Annotated in this window: 13 protein-coding genes; 8 read left to right on the plus strand and 5 right to left on the minus strand. The window is 51.7% G+C overall.

The window, feature by feature from the left end; translation table 11 throughout:
- The first annotated feature begins 196 nt into the window (after nucleotides 1-196).
- From EHW56_RS10850 to ilvN, 5 genes are all read left to right on the plus strand, one after another.
- Nucleotides 197-733 (plus strand): phosphatase PAP2 family protein, encoded by a 537-nt coding sequence (locus EHW56_RS10850; protein WP_152799740.1) that lies wholly within the window; start codon nucleotides 197-199, stop codon nucleotides 731-733.
- Nucleotides 733-1,860 (plus strand): MJ1255/VC2487 family glycosyltransferase, encoded by a 1,128-nt coding sequence (locus EHW56_RS10855; protein ID WP_152796042.1) that lies wholly within the window; start codon nucleotides 733-735, stop codon nucleotides 1,858-1,860. Before EHW56_RS10850 ends, EHW56_RS10855 begins: the two co-directional genes overlap by 1 nt.
- Nucleotides 1,861-2,031: 171 nt before the next feature.
- Complete coding sequence (locus tag EHW56_RS10860; protein ID WP_370517155.1) at nucleotides 2,032-3,819, plus strand: long-chain fatty acid--CoA ligase; 1,788 nt, start codon at nucleotides 2,032-2,034, stop codon at nucleotides 3,817-3,819.
- 418 nt (nucleotides 3,820-4,237) lie between these two features.
- Nucleotides 4,238-5,956 carry an acetolactate synthase 3 large subunit gene (locus EHW56_RS10865; protein WP_077606375.1) on the plus strand — a complete coding sequence of 573 codons (1,719 nt, stop codon included), beginning with the start codon at nucleotides 4,238-4,240 and terminating at the stop codon, nucleotides 5,954-5,956.
- Complete coding sequence (gene ilvN, locus EHW56_RS10870) at nucleotides 5,956-6,453, plus strand: acetolactate synthase small subunit (protein WP_046074256.1); 498 nt, start codon at nucleotides 5,956-5,958, stop codon at nucleotides 6,451-6,453. The genes EHW56_RS10865 and ilvN overlap by 1 nt, the downstream gene beginning before the upstream one ends.
- Before the next feature lie 60 nt (nucleotides 6,454-6,513).
- Here ilvN and treC read toward each other — a convergent pair whose 3' ends face one another.
- The 5 genes from treC to pykF form a co-directional block, all read right to left on the minus strand.
- Nucleotides 6,514-8,178 carry an alpha,alpha-phosphotrehalase gene (treC, locus tag EHW56_RS10875; RefSeq protein ID WP_152799742.1) on the minus strand — a complete coding sequence of 555 codons (1,665 nt, stop codon included), beginning with the start codon at nucleotides 8,176-8,178 and terminating at the stop codon, nucleotides 6,514-6,516.
- Nucleotides 8,179-8,236: 58 nt separating this feature from the next.
- Entirely contained in the window at nucleotides 8,237-9,655 is a 1,419-nt protein-coding gene (treB, locus tag EHW56_RS10880) for a PTS trehalose transporter subunit IIBC (protein WP_046074254.1), read from the minus strand.
- A 151-nt stretch (nucleotides 9,656-9,806) separates the two neighbouring features.
- Nucleotides 9,807-10,763 carry a trehalose operon repressor TreR gene (gene treR / locus EHW56_RS10885; protein ID WP_077638654.1) on the minus strand — a complete coding sequence of 319 codons (957 nt, stop codon included), beginning with the start codon at nucleotides 10,761-10,763 and terminating at the stop codon, nucleotides 9,807-9,809.
- Between the two features lie 283 nt (nucleotides 10,764-11,046).
- Nucleotides 11,047-11,724 (minus strand): hypothetical protein, encoded by a 678-nt coding sequence (locus EHW56_RS10890; protein WP_152799744.1) that lies wholly within the window; start codon nucleotides 11,722-11,724, stop codon nucleotides 11,047-11,049.
- A gap of 118 nt (nucleotides 11,725-11,842) precedes the next feature.
- Entirely contained in the window at nucleotides 11,843-13,255 is a 1,413-nt protein-coding gene (gene pykF / locus EHW56_RS10895) for a pyruvate kinase PykF (RefSeq protein ID WP_077638652.1), read from the minus strand.
- Nucleotides 13,256-13,887: 632 nt separating this feature from the next.
- Here pykF and EHW56_RS10900 point away from each other — a divergent pair.
- The 3 genes from EHW56_RS10900 to EHW56_RS10910 all read left to right on the plus strand — a co-directional run bounded on the left by EHW56_RS10900 (nucleotide 13,888) and on the right by EHW56_RS10910 (nucleotide 17,605).
- Nucleotides 13,888-15,279 (plus strand): sensor domain-containing diguanylate cyclase, encoded by a 1,392-nt coding sequence (locus EHW56_RS10900; protein WP_172970029.1) that lies wholly within the window; start codon nucleotides 13,888-13,890, stop codon nucleotides 15,277-15,279.
- A gap of 230 nt (nucleotides 15,280-15,509) precedes the next feature.
- Nucleotides 15,510-16,202, plus strand: a complete 693-nt coding sequence (imuA, locus tag EHW56_RS10905) for a translesion DNA synthesis-associated protein ImuA (RefSeq protein ID WP_172970030.1) — start codon at nucleotides 15,510-15,512, stop codon at nucleotides 16,200-16,202.
- The gene (locus tag EHW56_RS10910; RefSeq protein WP_152799750.1) at nucleotides 16,202-17,605 is read left to right on the plus strand and encodes a DNA polymerase Y family protein; all 1,404 of its coding nucleotides are present in this window, start codon (nucleotides 16,202-16,204) and stop codon (nucleotides 17,603-17,605) included. The genes imuA and EHW56_RS10910 overlap by 1 nt, the downstream gene beginning before the upstream one ends.
- Nucleotides 17,606-17,610: the final 5 nt, after the last annotated feature.

Genomic DNA, 17,610 nt, shown 5'->3' on the forward strand with positions numbered 1-17,610 from the left:
TGGTTTTAAAACTAAAAGTTAGATTTTTGTGCTACGCTCTGGCGCGGCTTTGTCCAGTCTTCATTATTTTTACTTGTCCCAACGTACCTGAGCTCAAGCGGCGACGTAAATTCATCGAGATGACCCAATAACGTCACCGACCTGTCATACCGGCTGACTAGAGTTTAACCATCAGCTCGCCGCATTGGGAGGCAGGATGAGAAGCTTTACCGCGATTAAACGCTTCGACCACACGGTGTCGACACTGTGTTTATCTCACCGCTTTAGCGCTGGCACAGCGAAAATAGCCCGTACCGTTTCCCGATCAGGTGACGGGCCACTCTATCTGGTGATTGGCTTTACTGCATGGTGGCTTCATGAGGCGGTCGGGCTCTGGTTTTTGCTCACAGGATTGATGGCTTTTGCCATCGAACTCCCGATCTATTGGGTGCTTAAACGCAGCTTTCGGCGCGCACGTCCTTCGCAGTTACCTGCCTTTATCACGCCTTCCGATCTTTACAGTATGCCATCAGGCCACACGGCCGCCGCTTTTCTCATGGCCTCATTGCTGAGCACCTTTTTTCCTTCGTTAACCCTTTTGGTGTTCATCTGGGCCAGCCTAATCGGTATTTCGCGCGTGTTACTGGGCGTGCACTTTGTGAGCGATATCGTGGTTGGCGCTGGGTTAGGGCTGCTGTGCGCGACGTTGGCACACAGTATCACTTTCGATCTTTACGGAATAACAGGTATTTAATGAAGCTTTTATACGGTGTTCAGGGAACCGGTAACGGGCATATATCGCGAGCCCGCGCCATGGCTTGTGCCTTAGCAGGATATGATGTCGAGGTCGATTTTGTTTTTTCGGGGCGGCCAGCCGAGCGTTATTTTGATATGGCGCCATTTGGTGACTATCGCACGTTTACCGGCATGAGCTTTGTCAGCCGTGATGGCAAAATTGATATGTTAGCCACCGCGCGACACAATCGTTTTACACAGCTACGACGCGATATTCGCCAGCTTGATGTATCAGGTTACGATAAGGTTATCTCTGATTTTGAACCCATCAGTGCGTGGGCGGCGCGCCGGCAAGGGGTGCCATCGGTGGCGATCAGCCACCAAGCGGCGTTTTCTCACGCGGTGCCCAAACATGGAGAAACGCTGATCAATCGCATGATCATGCGTTATTTTGCGCCAACCGACTATGCCATTGGCTTGCATTGGTATCACTTTAACCAACCGATCTTACCCCCAATTATTGATACCACTCCGGTGGATAAAGCGGTGGCATCGTCCACTGCGGAGAGGGCGGTGCTGGTGTATCTCCCCTTTGAATCTTTATCTTCAGTCAGTGAGCTGCTGTTGCGCTTTAGCCAACCTTTTATCTGCTTTCACCCCGAGGTTAATGCCCCCTACCAACGTGAAAACCTTACGCTAATGCCCTTAGGCAAAGAAAGCTTTCACACGGCACTGCATCAGTGCCAGGGTGTGATCGCAAATGGGGGATTTGAGCTTCCATCGGAGGCATTAAGTTTAGGGAAAAAGCTCCTTTTAAAGCCATTGTCTGGTCAGTTTGAACAGTTGAGTAATGTCGCAACACTTTCTCAGCTTGGGCTAGCACACAGTATGGATAGCTTGAATGCGAGCGCGGTACGTGAATGGCTGCAGGCACCGGCGGTGGGCGCGATTGGGTACCCAGATGTTGCTCAAGCATTGGCGGAGTGGCTGGTAAAAGGAGAGTTAAGTCAGACACGTAGCCTGTTTCACCATCTATGGGCTCAGGTTGACTATCCAGAAACGGTTGAGGAGTCGATTTTGGACTTTAATCGCTCATCAATGCGCATGGATCCACACCCACTCAGGTTGCAACGCTTGATTCGGTAGTGCGATGTGCGGCGCGCGCCGATAAGCTGCTTCCACAAGGCTGAATCACGTTTTTACATTTTTGCTAGAGCATTCACTCAATTTCTCTTGAGTTTGATGGTGCGCTCGGTAAACTCGCTGTCATTATTGAGCGTACATGTGTTCGCCAAACGGCGAGCCAAGAGAGACTCCGTGAACACCCAAAACCATATCGTCACGCGCATTCGCGATCAGATTGCCGCCCAAAATGAACGCGAAGCAATCCGCTTCCAACAAGACACGCAATGGATAAGCATTAGTTGGCGCCAGCTAGGCGAACGCATCGATCAGCTGTCACGCTGCTTACTCAACGCTGGCTGTCAGGTGCAGCAAACCGTCGCCATTTTTGCGCCGAACAGCGAAAAATGGGCAATGTTGGACTATGCCGCGTTGCAAATTCGCGCCGTACCTGTGCCGATTTACGCAACTAGCACCGCCCAGCAAGCCGCACACATTATCAATGATGCAGACGTACAGTGGATTTTTGCCGGTGACGAACAACTGGAGAGCGCGGTTACTGCCCTTGAACACTGCCCTAACGTCAAAGGGGTGGTTGCCCTAAGTCAAGAGACGGCGGTTCCCGTACATCCCAAGGTGTGGGATTGGGCCAGCTGGCTATTGCAAGACGATCGCGGCTATCAAGCCGAGTTAGACGCGCGCATTGACGCACGATGCATGGACGATCTGACCACCTTGATTTATACCTCCGGCACTACGGGCGATCCGAAAGGGGTGATGCTGGATTATGCCAATGTGGCGGCGCAGTTGGATGTGCACGATCAAGTATTGGCATTAAGCCCTGATGATGTCTCTTTGGCCTTTTTGCCACTTTCTCATGTGTTTGAGCGCGCATGGAGCTATTACGTCCTTCACCGCGGGGCGGTCAATTGCTATCTCTCCAACCCGCTTCAGGTGCGTGATGCATTGGCCGAGGTCAAACCGACGGTAATGTGTGCAGTACCGCGTTTTTATGAAAAAATCCATGGCGCTATCCACGACAAACTCAGTCGGGCCACAGGGATCAAACCCCATTTATTCCGTTGGGCGCTGCGCCAAGGCGAGCGTCATGCTGCGCAATTACGCACCGGCCAGTCTCCGTCTTGGTGTCAGCAATGGCAATTGGCGTTGGCCGACAAGCTGGTGCTCAGTAAGTTACGTGCGCTACTAGGTGGCAAGATGCGTTTGATGCCATGCGGTGGGGCGCGTCTTGACCCCGAAATCGGCGCGTTTTTCCACGCGATAGGCATTAACGTCAAGCTCGGTTATGGCATGACCGAAACCACCGCCACGGTTTCTTGCTGGGACGATACCCGCTTTGATCCCCAATCGATTGGCCATCCGATGCCAGGGGCAGAGGTGCGAATTGGGACGGACGATGAAATTCAAGTCCGTGGGCCGATGGTAATGCGGGGTTACTTTAATCAGCCTGATGCGACTGCCGCCACCTTTACCGAGGATGGCTTTTTGAAAACCGGCGATGCGGGGTATCTTGATGCCAAGGGCAACGTATTTATCACTGACCGAATCAAAGAGTTGATGAAAACCTCAGGCGGTAAGTACATCGCACCACAGCGGGTGGAAGGCGCTTTGGTGCGCGATCATTTTATCGATCAGATTGCGGTGGTGGCCGAGGCGCGTCATTTTGTATCGGCCTTGATTGTGCCTTGCTTCGATGCCTTAGAAGAGTGGGCGCGGGCGGCCAATATCGAATATCAAAATCGCAAAGAGCTGCTAAAACACGCCGATGTCGTGGCCTTGTTTGAAAAGCGTTTGCAGAGCTTACAACATGAATTGGCCAAATTTGAGCAAGTCAAACGCTTTACCTTGTTGCCACAGGGCTTTTGCATGCACAGTGGCGAGCTCACGCCGACCATGAAACTGCGCCGCAAAGTGATCCTTTCACGTTACCAACATCACATTGACACCATGTATCAACGTTAGTCCTGGTGCATCAAAGCGGGGGAAGGTTTCTCATGGCTGAGAATCTTCCTTTGTTTTCGTTATTTGTATGCCTTTTCCCCCTTTTTCCTCCCCACGCCTGAATAGCAAATCTGGCAAAGTGTCGATTTTATAGTGGATGTTTCCAATTTCTTCCCCCGTAGTCAGCGTAAACCAGCAACATTCACTCAACATTTAGATTAAAAATGTAAATACTGATTAGCTAATAGACAGTTTTGCAAATAAAACGTTACATTGATTGCAGCTTCATCCGAAGCAGGCCAAGTGACAATCTAACGCCGCCTTACCGCCAGTATTTGGTTCAGATGTCCGCGTGGTGAGTGACCACCAGTACATCCAAGAGTAAGGGGCAGGATTAGGCTAAAAGTAAGTCCTAACTATGCAAACAGGGAGGCGTAGAGTGGAAATGTTATCCGGTGCCGAGATGATCGTGCGCTCCATGATCGATCAAGGCGTAAAACATATTTTTGGCTATCCAGGCGGGTCGGTACTGGATATTTACGACGCATTACACGAAAAAAGTGATATCGACCATGTGTTGGTGCGCCACGAACAAGCCGCGGTACACATGGCCGATGGTTATGCGCGTGCCACGGGGGAAGTGGGCGTGGTTCTGGTCACGTCAGGCCCAGGGGCAACCAATGCCATTACCGGCATTGCCACCGCGTATATGGACTCGATCCCCATGGTGGTGTTTTCTGGCCAAGTCATGAGCGGCCTGATTGGTAATGATGCCTTCCAAGAGTGTGACATGGTGGGGATCTCCCGCCCGGTGGTCAAACACAGCTTTTTAGTCCAGCGCGCCGAAGATATTCCTAATATTGTAAAAAAAGCTTTTTATCTTGCCGCGACAGGACGTCCTGGCCCTGTGGTGGTGGACATCCCCAAAGACATGCTGAATCCGGCGCAAAAGCATCCGTATCAGTATCCTGACAGTGTGCGTATGCGCTCTTACAACCCGACCACGTCAGGGCACAAAGGTCAGATCAAACGTGGCTTAAAAGCGCTACTGGCAGCGAAAAAGCCGGTGCTATACGTCGGTGGTGGGGCCATCATGGCCGACTGCGGCGAGCAAATTCGCCAGTTGTCAGAAAGTCTAAACATCCCCGTCGTTAGCACCTTGATGGGGCTGGGGGCGTTTCCCGGCACCCATGATCACGCGCTAGGGATGCTGGGCATGCATGGCACCTACGAAGCGAACATGGCGATGCACCAAGCCGATCTGATTTTTGGTATTGGTGTTCGTTTTGACGATCGTACCACCAACAATCTAGAAAAATACTGCCCCGATGCCACCATCATGCACATTGATGTGGATCCTTCCAGCATTTCTAAAACTGTGGCCGCAGATATTCCCATCGTCGGCTCGGCGGATGCGGTATTAAATAGCATGCTCAAATTGCTGGTGGAGCAAGGTGGCAATAACGACAGCGATGCGATCAGCACCTGGTGGCACAATATTCAGATTTGGCGTGAGCGCCAATGTTTGCAATATGTCGCTGATCCTGAGCGGATTAAACCCCAGCAAGTGATTGAAACCTTGTATCGCCTCACCCATGGCGAGGCGTATGTGACCTCAGACGTCGGCCAGCATCAAATGTTTGCGGCACTCTATTATCCGTTTGATAAACCACGTCGTTGGATTAACTCCGGCGGCTTGGGCACCATGGGCTTTGGGCTACCCGCCGCCATGGGGGTGAAGTTTGCGCTGCCGGACGCGCAGGTGGTGTGTGTCACCGGTGATGGCAGTATTCAAATGAACATTCAGGAGCTGTCGACGGCATTGCAATACGACATTCCGGTGGTGATCGTCAACCTCAACAACCGTTTCCTCGGGATGGTCAAACAATGGCAGGACATGATTTATCAAGGCCGCCATTCGCACTCTTATATGGACTCGGTGCCGGACTTTGCTGCGATCACAGAGGCTTATGGTCATGTGGGGATGCGCATCAATCATCCTTCCGAGCTGGAAGCGGGCTTAGAGGCAGCCTTGGCGATGAAAGATCGCTTGGTCTTTGTCGATATCAATGTTGATGAAACCGAGCACGTTTATCCGATGCAGGTACGCGGTGGGGCGATGAATGAAATGTGGTTGAGCAAAACGGAGAGAACCTAATGCGCAGTATTGTATCGGTTTTAATGGAAAACGAACCAGGTGCCTTGTCGCGCGTGGTGGGCTTATTCTCTCAGCGTGGCTACAACATTGAATCACTCACGGTGTCACCGACGGATGACGCAACCTTATCGCGCTTGAATATCACCACCTCGGTGGTGAGCGACGCGGACCGCGAGCAAATCGAAAAGCACCTGCACAAGCTGATTGATGTGCTGAAAGTAAGCAATGTGACTGAAAGCGATCATATTGAGCGCGAGCTGGCGTTGGTGAAGGTGAAAGCCAGCGGCTTTGCCCGCGCGGAGGTAAAACGCACCGCCGATATTTTCCGCGGTCAGATTGTGGATGTGACGCACTCGCTCTACACCGTGCAGTTGACGGGTGACAGTGACAAGTTAGATGCCTTTATTCGCGCGGTCGGTGAGATCACTGAGATCATTGAGGTGGCACGCAGCGGTGTGGTTGGCATCGCACGCGGTGAGCGAGCGTTGCGTCAGTAACCAAAGCCACTGGCCGTTGTAAGAAAAATGGCACGCCAAGGCGTGCCATTTTTGTGCGTGTTAGTCGGGGTTAATCAAGTACACCAAGGCTTCATAGGGTGCCAGTTGCATTTCTGGCATTAAAGGCTTGGCTTCTGGGTAATTATGGCTGACCAAGTCTGCGTTCGGGGCCGGGGCGAGAGGCAAGGTCGCCGTGACCGGTTCGCCATAAAAATTACACACCACCACCAGTTGGCTGTCGCCATTGTCGCGACGATAGGCGAGCAGTTGTGGGTGATCAGGCAACAAGTCCTGATAATCGCCTTCACGGATCACGGGTAAGGTTTTACGCAGGGAAATCAGCTTTTTGTAGTGATAGAACACCGAGTCTTTATCCGCCAGTGCGGTGTCGACATTGACGTCAACATAGTTAGGCGCAGGCGTTAGCCACGGTGTACCTGTGGTAAAACCGGCGTTTGCTGAACTGTCCCACTGCATAGGCGTGCGTGAATTATCACGCGAGCGTGCCGCCAGAATGGCCAGCACTTCCCCTTCTGGCATGCCTTGGTCGCACAGCAGACGGTGCATGTTGCGACTCTCAACGTCTTGATAGTCATCGATACGCTGGTAGCCAGGGTTAGTCATGCCAATTTCTTCCCCTTGATACACGTAAGGCGTGCCTTGCTGCATATGAATCGCAGTGGCAAGCATTTTAGCGGACGCGACCCGATAGTGGCGGTCATCACCAAAGCGGCTGACCACACGCGGCTGGTCGTGGTTACACCAAAACAGTGCGCCCCAACCTTGATTATGCAGGCCGTGTTGCCAAGTGCGGAAAAGCTGTTTTAGGGCCAAGAAGTCAAACGGCGCCAGTCGCCACTTCTCGCCGCCCGGATAATCGACTTTTAAGTGGTGGAAGTTAAACACCATGGAGAGCTCTTTGCCATCCGGCGCAGAGTATTGCTGACAGTGCTCCAGAGTGGTTGAAGACATCTCGCCCACGGTGACGCTGCCGTAATGCTGAAAAATATCCCGGCTGATCTCTTGCAAGTACTCGTGGACGCGGGGACCATCGGTATAAAAACGGCGACCATCGCCTTGATGATCGTTGGGAAAGGACTGATCTTTGGAGATCAAATTGATCACATCGAGGCGAAAGCCATCCACGCCTTTCTTGGCCCAAAAGGCCATTACGTCTTTGACGGCTGCCCGCACCTCAGGGTTTTCCCAGTTAAGATCGGCCTGTTCGGTGGCAAATAGGTGGAGGTAATACTGGCCGGTGGGTTCGTGCCATTGCCACGCGCTACCACCAAATTTTGATTGCCAGTTGTTAGGAACACCGCCGTTAACCGGATCTTTCCAGATGTAGTAATCGCGATAGGGACTGTCTTTACCAGTCAGCGCGGATTGGAACCAGGGATGCTCGGTCGAGGTGTGGTTAATCACAATATCCATGATGATGCGGATATCGCGCTTATGCGCCTCGGCGAGCAGGGTGTCGAAGTCGTCCATGGTGCCTAGGCTGGGGTCAATCGCGTAATAATCGGCAATGTCGTAGCCGTTATCGACTTGTGGTGATACATAAATGGGGGTTAGCCATAATGCATCGATGCCCAAGGTCGAAAAATAGTCCAGTTTTTCGATAATGCCCGGCAGATCACCTGTCCCTGTTTGTGTGGTATCACGGAAGCTTTTCGGGTAAATCTGATAGATGGTGGCCGTTTTCCACCAGGGATGTGCGTGCATAATGTCTCTCTTAACGCTAAAAAAGCGGGGAGCGTACTCCCCGCGGACGGAATGGGAATTAGACGACCGCCAATTTGCCTTTGCTGGCCTGGCGGCGATACATAAAGGCGGTGAGTGCGATTGGCACCAAGATGGCGATTAACATCGCGACTGCGTAAACACCCCAGAATTGTGGCTGGATAGATAAGATGCCTGGTAGACCCCCGACACCAATACCGTTGGCCATCACACCGGAAAGACCACACACAATGGCGGCCAGCGCTGAGCCAACCATCGCGCACAGCATTGGGAATTTGTAACGTAGGTTAATCCCGTACATGGCCGGCTCTGTCACGCCAAGGTAGGCGGAAATCGCCGCAGGTACAGAGATTTCACGTTCGTTTTCTTTCTTGCTGACCCAAATAATGCCAACCACCGCCGAGGCTTGTGCAATGTTGGACAGGGCAATCAGCGGCCAAATAGGCGTGCCGCCCATTTCCTGCATCAGCTGCAGGTCCACCGCGTTGGTGGTGTGGTGAACACCGGTAATCACTAAAGGTGCATAGAGGAAGCCAAATAGCGCTGCACCGATAAAGGCGAAATCACCGGTCATCGCCGTGCGAGCCAAGAAGGCGACGCCGTTGCCGATTTCACGCCCAAAGGGACCGATAAGGGTGTGCGCCAGTACCACTGAGGTGAGCAGCGCGACAAACGGCACCACCACAAGATAAAGGTAATCTGGAATAATACGTTTTAACTGGGTTTCAATAAATGCCAGTGCCATCCCCGCAAACATGGCTGGGATCACCTGTGCTTGGTAGCCGACTTTTTCAATTGAGAACCAGCCAAAGTCCCACACTTCGGGCATCTCTTTACCGATAAGGTAAGCGTTCATCAACTGTGGCGATACTAGGGTAATACCTAGCACGATACCCAAAATGGGTGTGCCGCCCATTTTCCTCACCGTCGCCCAACATACGCCGACAGGCAGGAAGTGGAAGATGGCTTCGCCAAGCAGCCATAAGAAGCCGTGAGCGGTGGCCCAAAACTCACTGATTTCGGTCAGGGTTTTGCCATCGAACATGCGGATATCGCCGATCACATTACGGAAGCCGAGGATTAGACCACCGGTGATAATCGCGGGTAAAAGGGGAACAAAAATTTCCGCGAGGTGTGAGATGGCACGCTCAGTCAGGCTCATATTTTGGCGCGCGGCTTGTTTGGCCTCGTCTTTTGACTGGCCTTCCACCCCGGTTTGTTCTTCTAGTAGGGCGTACACCTGGTCGACATTGGTGCCGATCACCACCTGAAATTGACCGGCGCTGGTAAAGCAGCCTTTGACCATGGGGAGCGCTTCAATCGCGGCCACGTCCGCTTTTTCCGGATCGTTTAGCACGAATCGTAAACGGGTGAGGCAGTGGCTAACGGTGGCGATGTTGTCTTTGCCGCCAATATGCGTGACCAATTGGTCAATGGCTTTTTTATCTATCTGGCTCATAAGCAATCCTGTATTGCTGTAGGGTATTCATTGGTAACGTTCCCACTGATTATGGATCGTACTAATCCAATTATCAGTGGAATCGTTCCCATTGTTTGAAAACCATCACACAGAAATTTGTAACTGCCTGATTTTTGGTGTTGGTTGAAGGTTAGGGTGTCACCAGGTGGCAAGGTTGTGTCCAGTGGCTAACCACGGGATCGTCGTCATCCAGCTGCTTGAGTAGCAAGTCGGCTGCATGTTGCCCTGCTTGGTGGTAACCTAGCTCCACACTGACGGCGCGTGGAAACATAAAGCGTAGCATGTCGTGATTGCCAATGCCGCCAATAGCGATATCTTCTCGCCCAAGTGTTTGTAGGCGTTTCGCGACCCCTAGAGCGAGGGTATCGGACGCACAAACAATGGCATCGGTCTGTGTATTGATGAGGCTATCTGTGGCGTTGTAGGCGGCATGTAAGCTCATCTCACAGCGGTGTAGTCGTGGTGAGATCTGGTGGGTTTGGCAAAAATGCTGGTAGGCATCAGAGCGGGCGAGACCTGTGGTTTCATCTCGCTCATCAATCCCTAAGAAAGCAATATGCCGACACCCTTGATGATAAAAGTGATCCATCACTTGTGCGACCGCGCCTTGGTTGTCGTAGCTGACGCTAACGTATTGATCACTATCGACGGCTAGCACAACACAGTTAGGGGCGAATGGCGCTAGCGCGTTGAGATCACAGCCAGAAAAACCAAAAAAGATAATACCGTCGACATTACGGCGTTTCAGCACATCGAGGTGAGCTTGTGCTTTTTGTTGTGAGAATTGGCTTTCCATGATGGCGGCGTCATAGCCTTTGGCATACAAGGTATTGAGCAGGCCAGTCAGTGCAGTGTTTTCTGAATTGGAGCTGAGTTTCGCCACGATCACCCCCACGACGCCACTGCGTTGTGCACGCATCGCACGTGCGGATTTAGAGGGCATAAAGCCATGCTGATCGATCACGGCTTGTACTTTCTCGCGTGTGCTGTCTTTGACCCGTGGATCATCGTTTAGCACACGAGATACGGTTGATTTTCCCACCCCGGCTAAGCGGGCGATATCCAAAATGGTCAATGCTTTTGTCATCTTGCTCTCTGCAGTCACACTAAATCAGCAGCTTAGTCGCCGCCTGTTGGGGGGTGATGATAACAGGCGTGATTGGCGCTTGCGATTTATTGATTAATTTGTAAACTATTGCCTGATTTTTGAACAGACTTCCCGCTTTAGACTGAAATGATGATGAGTCACCCATTACTACAAACAATCAATAAGTGCCTAGTACGCGTTACCACCCTGACCTTAGCGGTGATGGCCGTCAAGTTTAGTGCCATCTATTTGGTACCGTTAGCGGTATTGATAAAAACCCACTTCAAAGAAATTGTCCACTGGTAAAGGTGCCGATCCTGTCTCCGACCATGGTATTTAGTCCCAACCAATAGTGTTGATAAGCGCGGCTGTGAGCTTGTGGTCGCGCAGAGACAAGCCCGCGCAATACTGGCATTAAGCGCTGCCAACTGGTTGCAAATTCAAAGCCGATATCAGGATGAGTGAGGTAGCGTAAATGCTGGGCGACAAGCGGCTGTATTGCGTCTGCGAGATACGGGTTGATCCCGGCAAAGAGCGTGCAATGAAGCTGCTGATGCCAGTGCGCCACGGCCGCGACGTCACGATAATCCTTGGCTGGCAGATTCTGTAGGCTGTGCAGTAAACCCAGTAGGGTCAATGAGGTCGGCTCATCCAACCGAGGTGGCAGCCTATCCATGAAAGCGCCAACCATTGCCTGTATGCCAGACGCGAGAGGTTGCCAGTCTGCCTGACTTAAGGGCATTAACTGGTATCCGAGTTGGGGTTGGTAGCTGATGCGTCCCGCCATGGCGAGTAAATGCAAGCCATCACGTGCCGTTGCTGTGGTTAAACCAAGTTGTTCGCATAAGGTGGCGACGGTGAGTGAATAATTGCCGTGCGCATTCGGTGTTAATGTGAGCTGGCGGGTTAATACTGCTGCCCAAATATGCGCCATGGCTTCTTGTGCTTTGGTTGGTTTCATTGCGCTTCCTGCTGTGCCTTCTTTTATCATGCCACTGAACGGGTGATAAAAAAACGCCCCGAACGAGTCGGGGCGTGATGGTTTGTAAAAACCGCTTAGGTCTGCAGTAAACGTCTTATTACAGAACGTGCACTGAGGCGGTGTTGGTGGTACCAGACGGCACGAGTGCGCCTGAGACCATGACCACGATATCGCCTTTGTTCGCTAAGCCTGACTCTAGCGCGATGGTTTTACCACGACGGTAGAACTCATCGGTGCTATCGATGCTTTCGATCATCACAGGTGTCACCCCTTTGGTCAGACACAAGTGAGCGGCTGTTTTCGGATTAGTGGTGACCGCAACAATGTTTGCGGTTGGGAAGTACTTACGCACTGAGCGCGCTGACTTACCTGCTTCAGTCGCAACCACAATCAACGGGGCACTGAGCTTTTGAGAGGTATCGACCGCGCCTTTACAGACCGCTTCGGTGATACGTAGGCGGTCGCTATCAAGGCGAGAGCCTAAGGCTGGAGACATTTGACGGTCTGTGCGCTCACAGATTTGTGCCATAATGCTCACCGCTTCTAATGGATACTTCCCTTTCGCTGATTCACCTGACAGCATCACCGCATCGGTGCCGTCCATGATGGCGTTGGCCACGTCACCTGCTTCTGCGCGGGTTGGGCGTGGGTTTTTGATCATCGAATCGAGCATTTGTGTCGCCGTGATAACCATCTTGCGTGCACGGTTACATTTTTCGATCATCATCTTCTGCGCGAAGATCACTTCTTCAACGGGGATCTCTACACCGAGGTCACCACGAGCAACCATGATGCCGTCAGATGCTTCCAAGATAGCGTCAAAGTTGTCGACACCTTCTTGGTTCTCAATTTTAGAGATGATCTTGATGTCGCTACCGCCGTTTTGCGCCAATAGCTCGCGGATTTCTTCTACGTCTTCTTTCTTACGAATAAATGAGGCAGCAACAAAATCAACGCCTTGCTCGCAACCAAATTTCAGATCCGATTTATCTTTTTCAGCCAGCGCAGGCAAGCTGACAGAAACGCCTGGCAGGTTAACGCCTTTGTTTTCGCCGAGCTCACCGTTGTTGAGTACTTTACAAACCACTTCTTTTTCAGTCGTTTCTAGTACTTCCATCTCAAGTAGACCATCATCAACCAGTACTGTATCACCCGCTTTTAAATCTTGCGGCAGACCAGCGTAGGTCACGGCGACGCGTTCTTTATTGCCCACAACAGAGGTATCTGTGGTGAATGTAAAGGTTTGACCGGCTTCCAGTAGCACATCGTCGCCACCTTCCAGTTTTACCGTACGGATCTCAGGACCTTTGGTATCCAGCAAGATAGCGGCTTGTTTGCCGGTTTGCTTCATCACATTACGCAAGTTGGCGATACGCGTACCATGCTCTTGGTAATCACCATGTGAGAAGTTAAGGCGCATGACATTCATGCCAGCTTCAACAAGCTGAGTAAGCATCTCTTCAGATTCGGTTTTTGGGCCAATCGTACATACGATTTTGGTCTTTTTCATCGACACATTTCTCCGGTCAAAAATTGAAACATAAGCCTGATGCTTTCTCACAACACACCGAAAAGTGTAATTTTACCACGCACTTTTACTACTTAAGTGGCTGTGAAAGCGAATTTTTTGCATTTTGCAATGACGTTACCGCAGCCAGGGTTGCTGTGGTGACGTCACTGTTTATCGATCGTGAGTATAGATTGTCTGCGGTGATCTGTGTTGATCACGGGCAATAAAGGCTTCATTGACAATAAAGCACTCAATAGTGCTCCTGTCTCATGAGTCTTCCCTTCCTTTGGGGCGCGTAAATTTACCACAGCTGACGATTTAAATCATTACAACCCGATGACAGCACACTGGTGAATCAAGATATTTTTATCATGATTACGCTTTCTGTTGATGTTTCCACCTTTACCATACGACGTATTCCTTTTTGCTGCTTTTATCGGCCATCAGTGGCCATTTGCATGCTTTCTGATGTGATCTAGCTTCCAATTTGAACTGGATCATGCTTTTTTATTAAGTCTTTTGCGTTCCCTTAGAATTTATCTACCATCAAGACTCTTTGAATGGACTGTCTAATAATGTTTGCGCGCACTTTTCGACTTTTGACAGGGATGCTGCTCCTGGCCTGCACGTATGTGAGTACGTTTGCATGGGCTGACGACGCCTATCTGTCAGAAGAAAAAGACATTTTAGTCGCCACTCATTCTTCGGTCTGGAAGCCTTACAGCTACTTGTCTGATGATGGCCAACCAAAAGGCTTGTTGGTCGACTTCTGGCAAGCCTACGGCCAATATAATCATGAGCCCGTACAATTTGTGTTACTCGATTGGGCCGACACGCTCGCTTATATGAAAGAAGGCGGTAACCGTGTTCATGCGGGGTTATTGAAGTCCACCGAACGCGAGGACTACCTCGATTTTGTTGCGCCTATTTTTAATATTGATGGTTCGTTATACATCCGCAATGAAGCGCGCGGCACCAAAACAGATACGCTTGTCGGCGGTAAGGCAGTCGGTGTTGTTGCAGGCAGTTATGAGTCAAGCTATCTCAACGAGCATTATCCGGACGTTGAACAACAGACTTACGCCAATAATGAGCGGTTATTTGACGCCGCTTTCAGTGGTGAGATTGATGCGCTAGTGGCGGATAGCCAAGTCGCTAATTTTTATATGCTCACCTTTGATAAGCCATTGACGTTTGTCGCAGAGCAAATCCTTTACACACGCCCGATTTATGCGGCGGTGCCCAAAGGCAACCAAGCCTTGCTCGCGCAAGTTCGCGAGGGAATGAGTAACATACCGGCGGAAGAGCTGTTACGCATCAAGCAAAAGTGGATCAATACCGAGCGCGTCGAGGCTTACCCGGCTTGGCTTATTCCCAGTATCGTGTTGTCGGTGCTGTTAGGCGCGGTGACCTATATCTTTATTCTGAAACGCATGGTGTATAAACGCACGGTCGCATTACGCCGAGCGAATGCACGTTTGCGAGAGTTTGCTAATACCGATCCTTTGACGCAGTTATTAAATCGCCGTGGACTCGAAACCTACTTTACCCGCTTAAAACCCAAGCTGAGCCGCCAGCAGGAAGTAGGATTAATTTTGATTGACCTTGACCATTTCAAGCAGGTCAATGATACCTATGGACATATGCAAGGCGATAAGGTGCTGGTACATCTGGCGAGCTATTTAAAGCGATATGTTAAAAAAGGGGCCGCTGCGCGTTTAGGCGGAGAAGAGTTTTGCATCTTATGCCCGACCCAAGATTTAGATGCCTTAATTGAAATGGCTAACCACATTCGCTGCGATATTGCGGACACGGTGTTTGAATTTGGCGGCGCCGATATTCGTGTCACTGTGAGCATTGGTGCCATTGTTTCCAGTGATGTGGTGGAGGAGATAAAGCAGCTAGAGCTAGATGCGTTGATCCATGCCGCTGATCTTCTCATGTATCGCGCGAAAGACCGTGGCCGCAACCAAGTGATGCTCGCTTCTTCGCAATCCGTTAATACCCCCATCGTCGAAATATAATACCGTTTACTGTCGGGTAAAGTGGGTAATACTTTACGCTGGGGAAAGCGCCTACTTATTCCCTAGCCGCAATGGCTAATGATTGCACCCCATACGTCCCGAAGCTGCTGCGGTGTCACGCATGTCTTTTTCTCTTTGATGCACCACCCTCCTCTTTTCTACTTTTTTTGTTTTCTTTCCTTGCAGCGTTTTTATCAGTAAATATACTGTATATATATACAGGTATTTTAATGATGAAAACACTCGACCAATTAGCCCAACAACACGGCCTATGGCGCGCCAGTCAGCGCCCGTTAATGGCGGAATTACCCGATAAAAAAGCGACCGGTTATAGCGCCTTTGATCAGTGCCTTGGCGGGCTTCCGTCTCCAGGTGTGACGGATATCATCAGTGACTATGGCGTCGGTGAGTTGCGGCTGGTGTTACCGGCGTTGTATCACGCGAGCGGCCAGCAGGTGGTGTGGATCCGGCCACCGGTTGGACTCAACGCAGCGATGCTACATCAGCAAGGCTATTCCACAGACAACACCTTGTTGGTGTCCCCCAAAAGCGATCAAGATGCGCTGTGGGCCGCTGAGCAAGCGGCGCGCAGTGGCGCGTGTCAGGCGGTAGTGTTATGGCCATCTTCGCTCACGGTTGGGCAAGTGAAGCGCCTAAAACTGGCGGCCGAACATGGCCAATGTGCGGTGGTTCTGTTGCGCCGTCAGCAGACGTACTCATTGACCTTGCCGGTTGATTTAAGCGTGGCGCTGGCGCCTTCCGCATGTGGCGTAACGGTCACGGTGCGCTATTGTCGCGGCCAATGGCCACCGGCTCCGTTTACCCTCGATTGGCGTACGCAATGGCCCGCGTTGGTGACCTGGCCGAGCAATGCAGAGAATTTGCTTGCCTTTCCCTCACGACAACAGCGGGAGCAAGCGTAATGTCATTGTGGCTGTATCTGCATTGCCCGAGCTTGCTGTTAGATAGTCTTTATGCGCCGTCATCGGCGCAAGCAGTGGGACTGGTCAGCGAGCAAGAAGGCCGTTTAGTGCAGCTCTCTGTAGCAGCGAACGCGCAAGGCCTAAATATCGGTATGGGGTTAGGGGCGGCGGCGCTTATTTGTCATCAGCTCGCAGTCTATCCTTATTGTGCGGTGAAAGAGCAGTCCGCGCTTGAGCAGCTCGCCACACAGCTTTATCCACTAGTCGCAGAAATCAGCCTCAATCCCCCTAAAGGTTTATGGCTACACGTGTCACCGATGTTGGCCTTATATCAGGGTTTTCCCCCGCTATGGCAGGCCGTGACTCAAACGCTGGTGGAAAGTGGTATTCGTTATCAGGCCGGGGTGGGCGAAACGCCGCGAGCCGCCGAGCTTATGGCGTATGGCCATACGGGCAAGATCAGTACCGACCCCGAGCACTTACAGGCGGCTTTGCAGCAACTGCCGTTGGCTGCAGCCCCTTTACCAGAGGCGGTAAAAACCCAGTTTACGCGTCTGGGCCTCTCTCAGTTAGGTGAGCTTATCGCCTTGCCCACCGCTTCGCTGACGCGACGTTTTCCGCGCTCTGTGGTGGATTATCTTGCTGAAGTGCGTGGCGATAAGCCGACGCCGCTGCGTTATTTTCAGCCACCGCTGCAATTTTTTCAGCAACGGGTTTTATTGTTTGAGCTCAGTGAGCAAGCCCATTTATTGCCCATTATCGAGAATCTCGTCTCGGCACTGTGCCGTTTTCTTGAGCAGCGTAGTGCCTGCACCCCCGCGCTAACGTTGGGCTTTAGCTTGCGTGATGGATGTGAAGAAACCTTGCCGGTGATGGCCGCGCATGGCGAGAAAGACGTCGAGCGCTGGATGGCATTGGTGCGTTTACGGCTGACGTCATGGCAAGTGAGCCAGCCAGTGACGGCAGTGAGTGTGTGCGCCACGCAAATTGATTGCCACCAGCCTGGACAAACCGATCTCTTTAGCGCGCAGCAAGGCGAGCAAAACCGCGATGAGTTGGTCGCGACACTGGCAGCCCGACTAGGGGAAGAGTCGGTCATGCGGTTGGCGTATGTGGATCATCACCGTCCCGAGGCGGCCAGCCAACATGTCCCTCATCATCATAGCGCCACGCCGACGGCCTCGGCACCTACGCGCCCACGTCCAAGTTTATTGTTGCCGCAACCCACACCACTGATTGGTAAGGTCACCTTACGTGAAGGGCCGGAGCGGATTGTCACGGGCTGGTGGGAAGGCGTGCCTATCCAGCGCGATTACTTTATTGCCCAAAACGCCCAGCAACAATGGCTGTGGGTGTTTCGCACGCCAGAAAAAACCTGGTTTTTACACGGCTGGTTTAGTTAGACGGT

The sequence above is a fragment of the Salinivibrio sp. VGrn1 genome, assembly GCF_009377995.1.
In the GTDB taxonomy this organism is placed as follows: domain Bacteria; phylum Pseudomonadota; class Gammaproteobacteria; order Enterobacterales; family Vibrionaceae; genus Salinivibrio; species Salinivibrio siamensis.

Excerpts from the sequence above, each read along its gene's own strand:
- imuA (WP_172970030.1), top strand. The coding sequence starts at position 15,510 with ATGATGAAAACACTCGACCAATTAGCCCAACAACACGGCCTATGGCGC.
- ilvN (WP_046074256.1), top strand. The coding sequence starts at position 5,956 with ATGCGCAGTATTGTATCGGTTTTAATGGAAAACGAACCAGGTGCCTTG.
- treB (WP_046074254.1), bottom strand. The coding sequence starts at position 9,655 with ATGAGCCAGATAGATAAAAAAGCCATTGACCAATTGGTCACGCATATT.
- EHW56_RS10890 (WP_152799744.1), bottom strand. The coding sequence starts at position 11,724 with ATGAAACCAACCAAAGCACAAGAAGCCATGGCGCATATTTGGGCAGCA.
- treR (WP_077638654.1), bottom strand. The coding sequence starts at position 10,763 with ATGACAAAAGCATTGACCATTTTGGATATCGCCCGCTTAGCCGGGGTG.
- EHW56_RS10850 (WP_152799740.1), top strand. The coding sequence starts at position 197 with ATGAGAAGCTTTACCGCGATTAAACGCTTCGACCACACGGTGTCGACA.
- pykF (WP_077638652.1), bottom strand. The coding sequence starts at position 13,255 with ATGAAAAAGACCAAAATCGTATGTACGATTGGCCCAAAAACCGAATCT.
- EHW56_RS10910 (WP_152799750.1), top strand. The coding sequence starts at position 16,202 with ATGTCATTGTGGCTGTATCTGCATTGCCCGAGCTTGCTGTTAGATAGT.
- treC (WP_152799742.1), bottom strand. The coding sequence starts at position 8,178 with ATGCACGCACATCCCTGGTGGAAAACGGCCACCATCTATCAGATTTAC.
- EHW56_RS10855 (WP_152796042.1), top strand. The coding sequence starts at position 733 with ATGAAGCTTTTATACGGTGTTCAGGGAACCGGTAACGGGCATATATCG.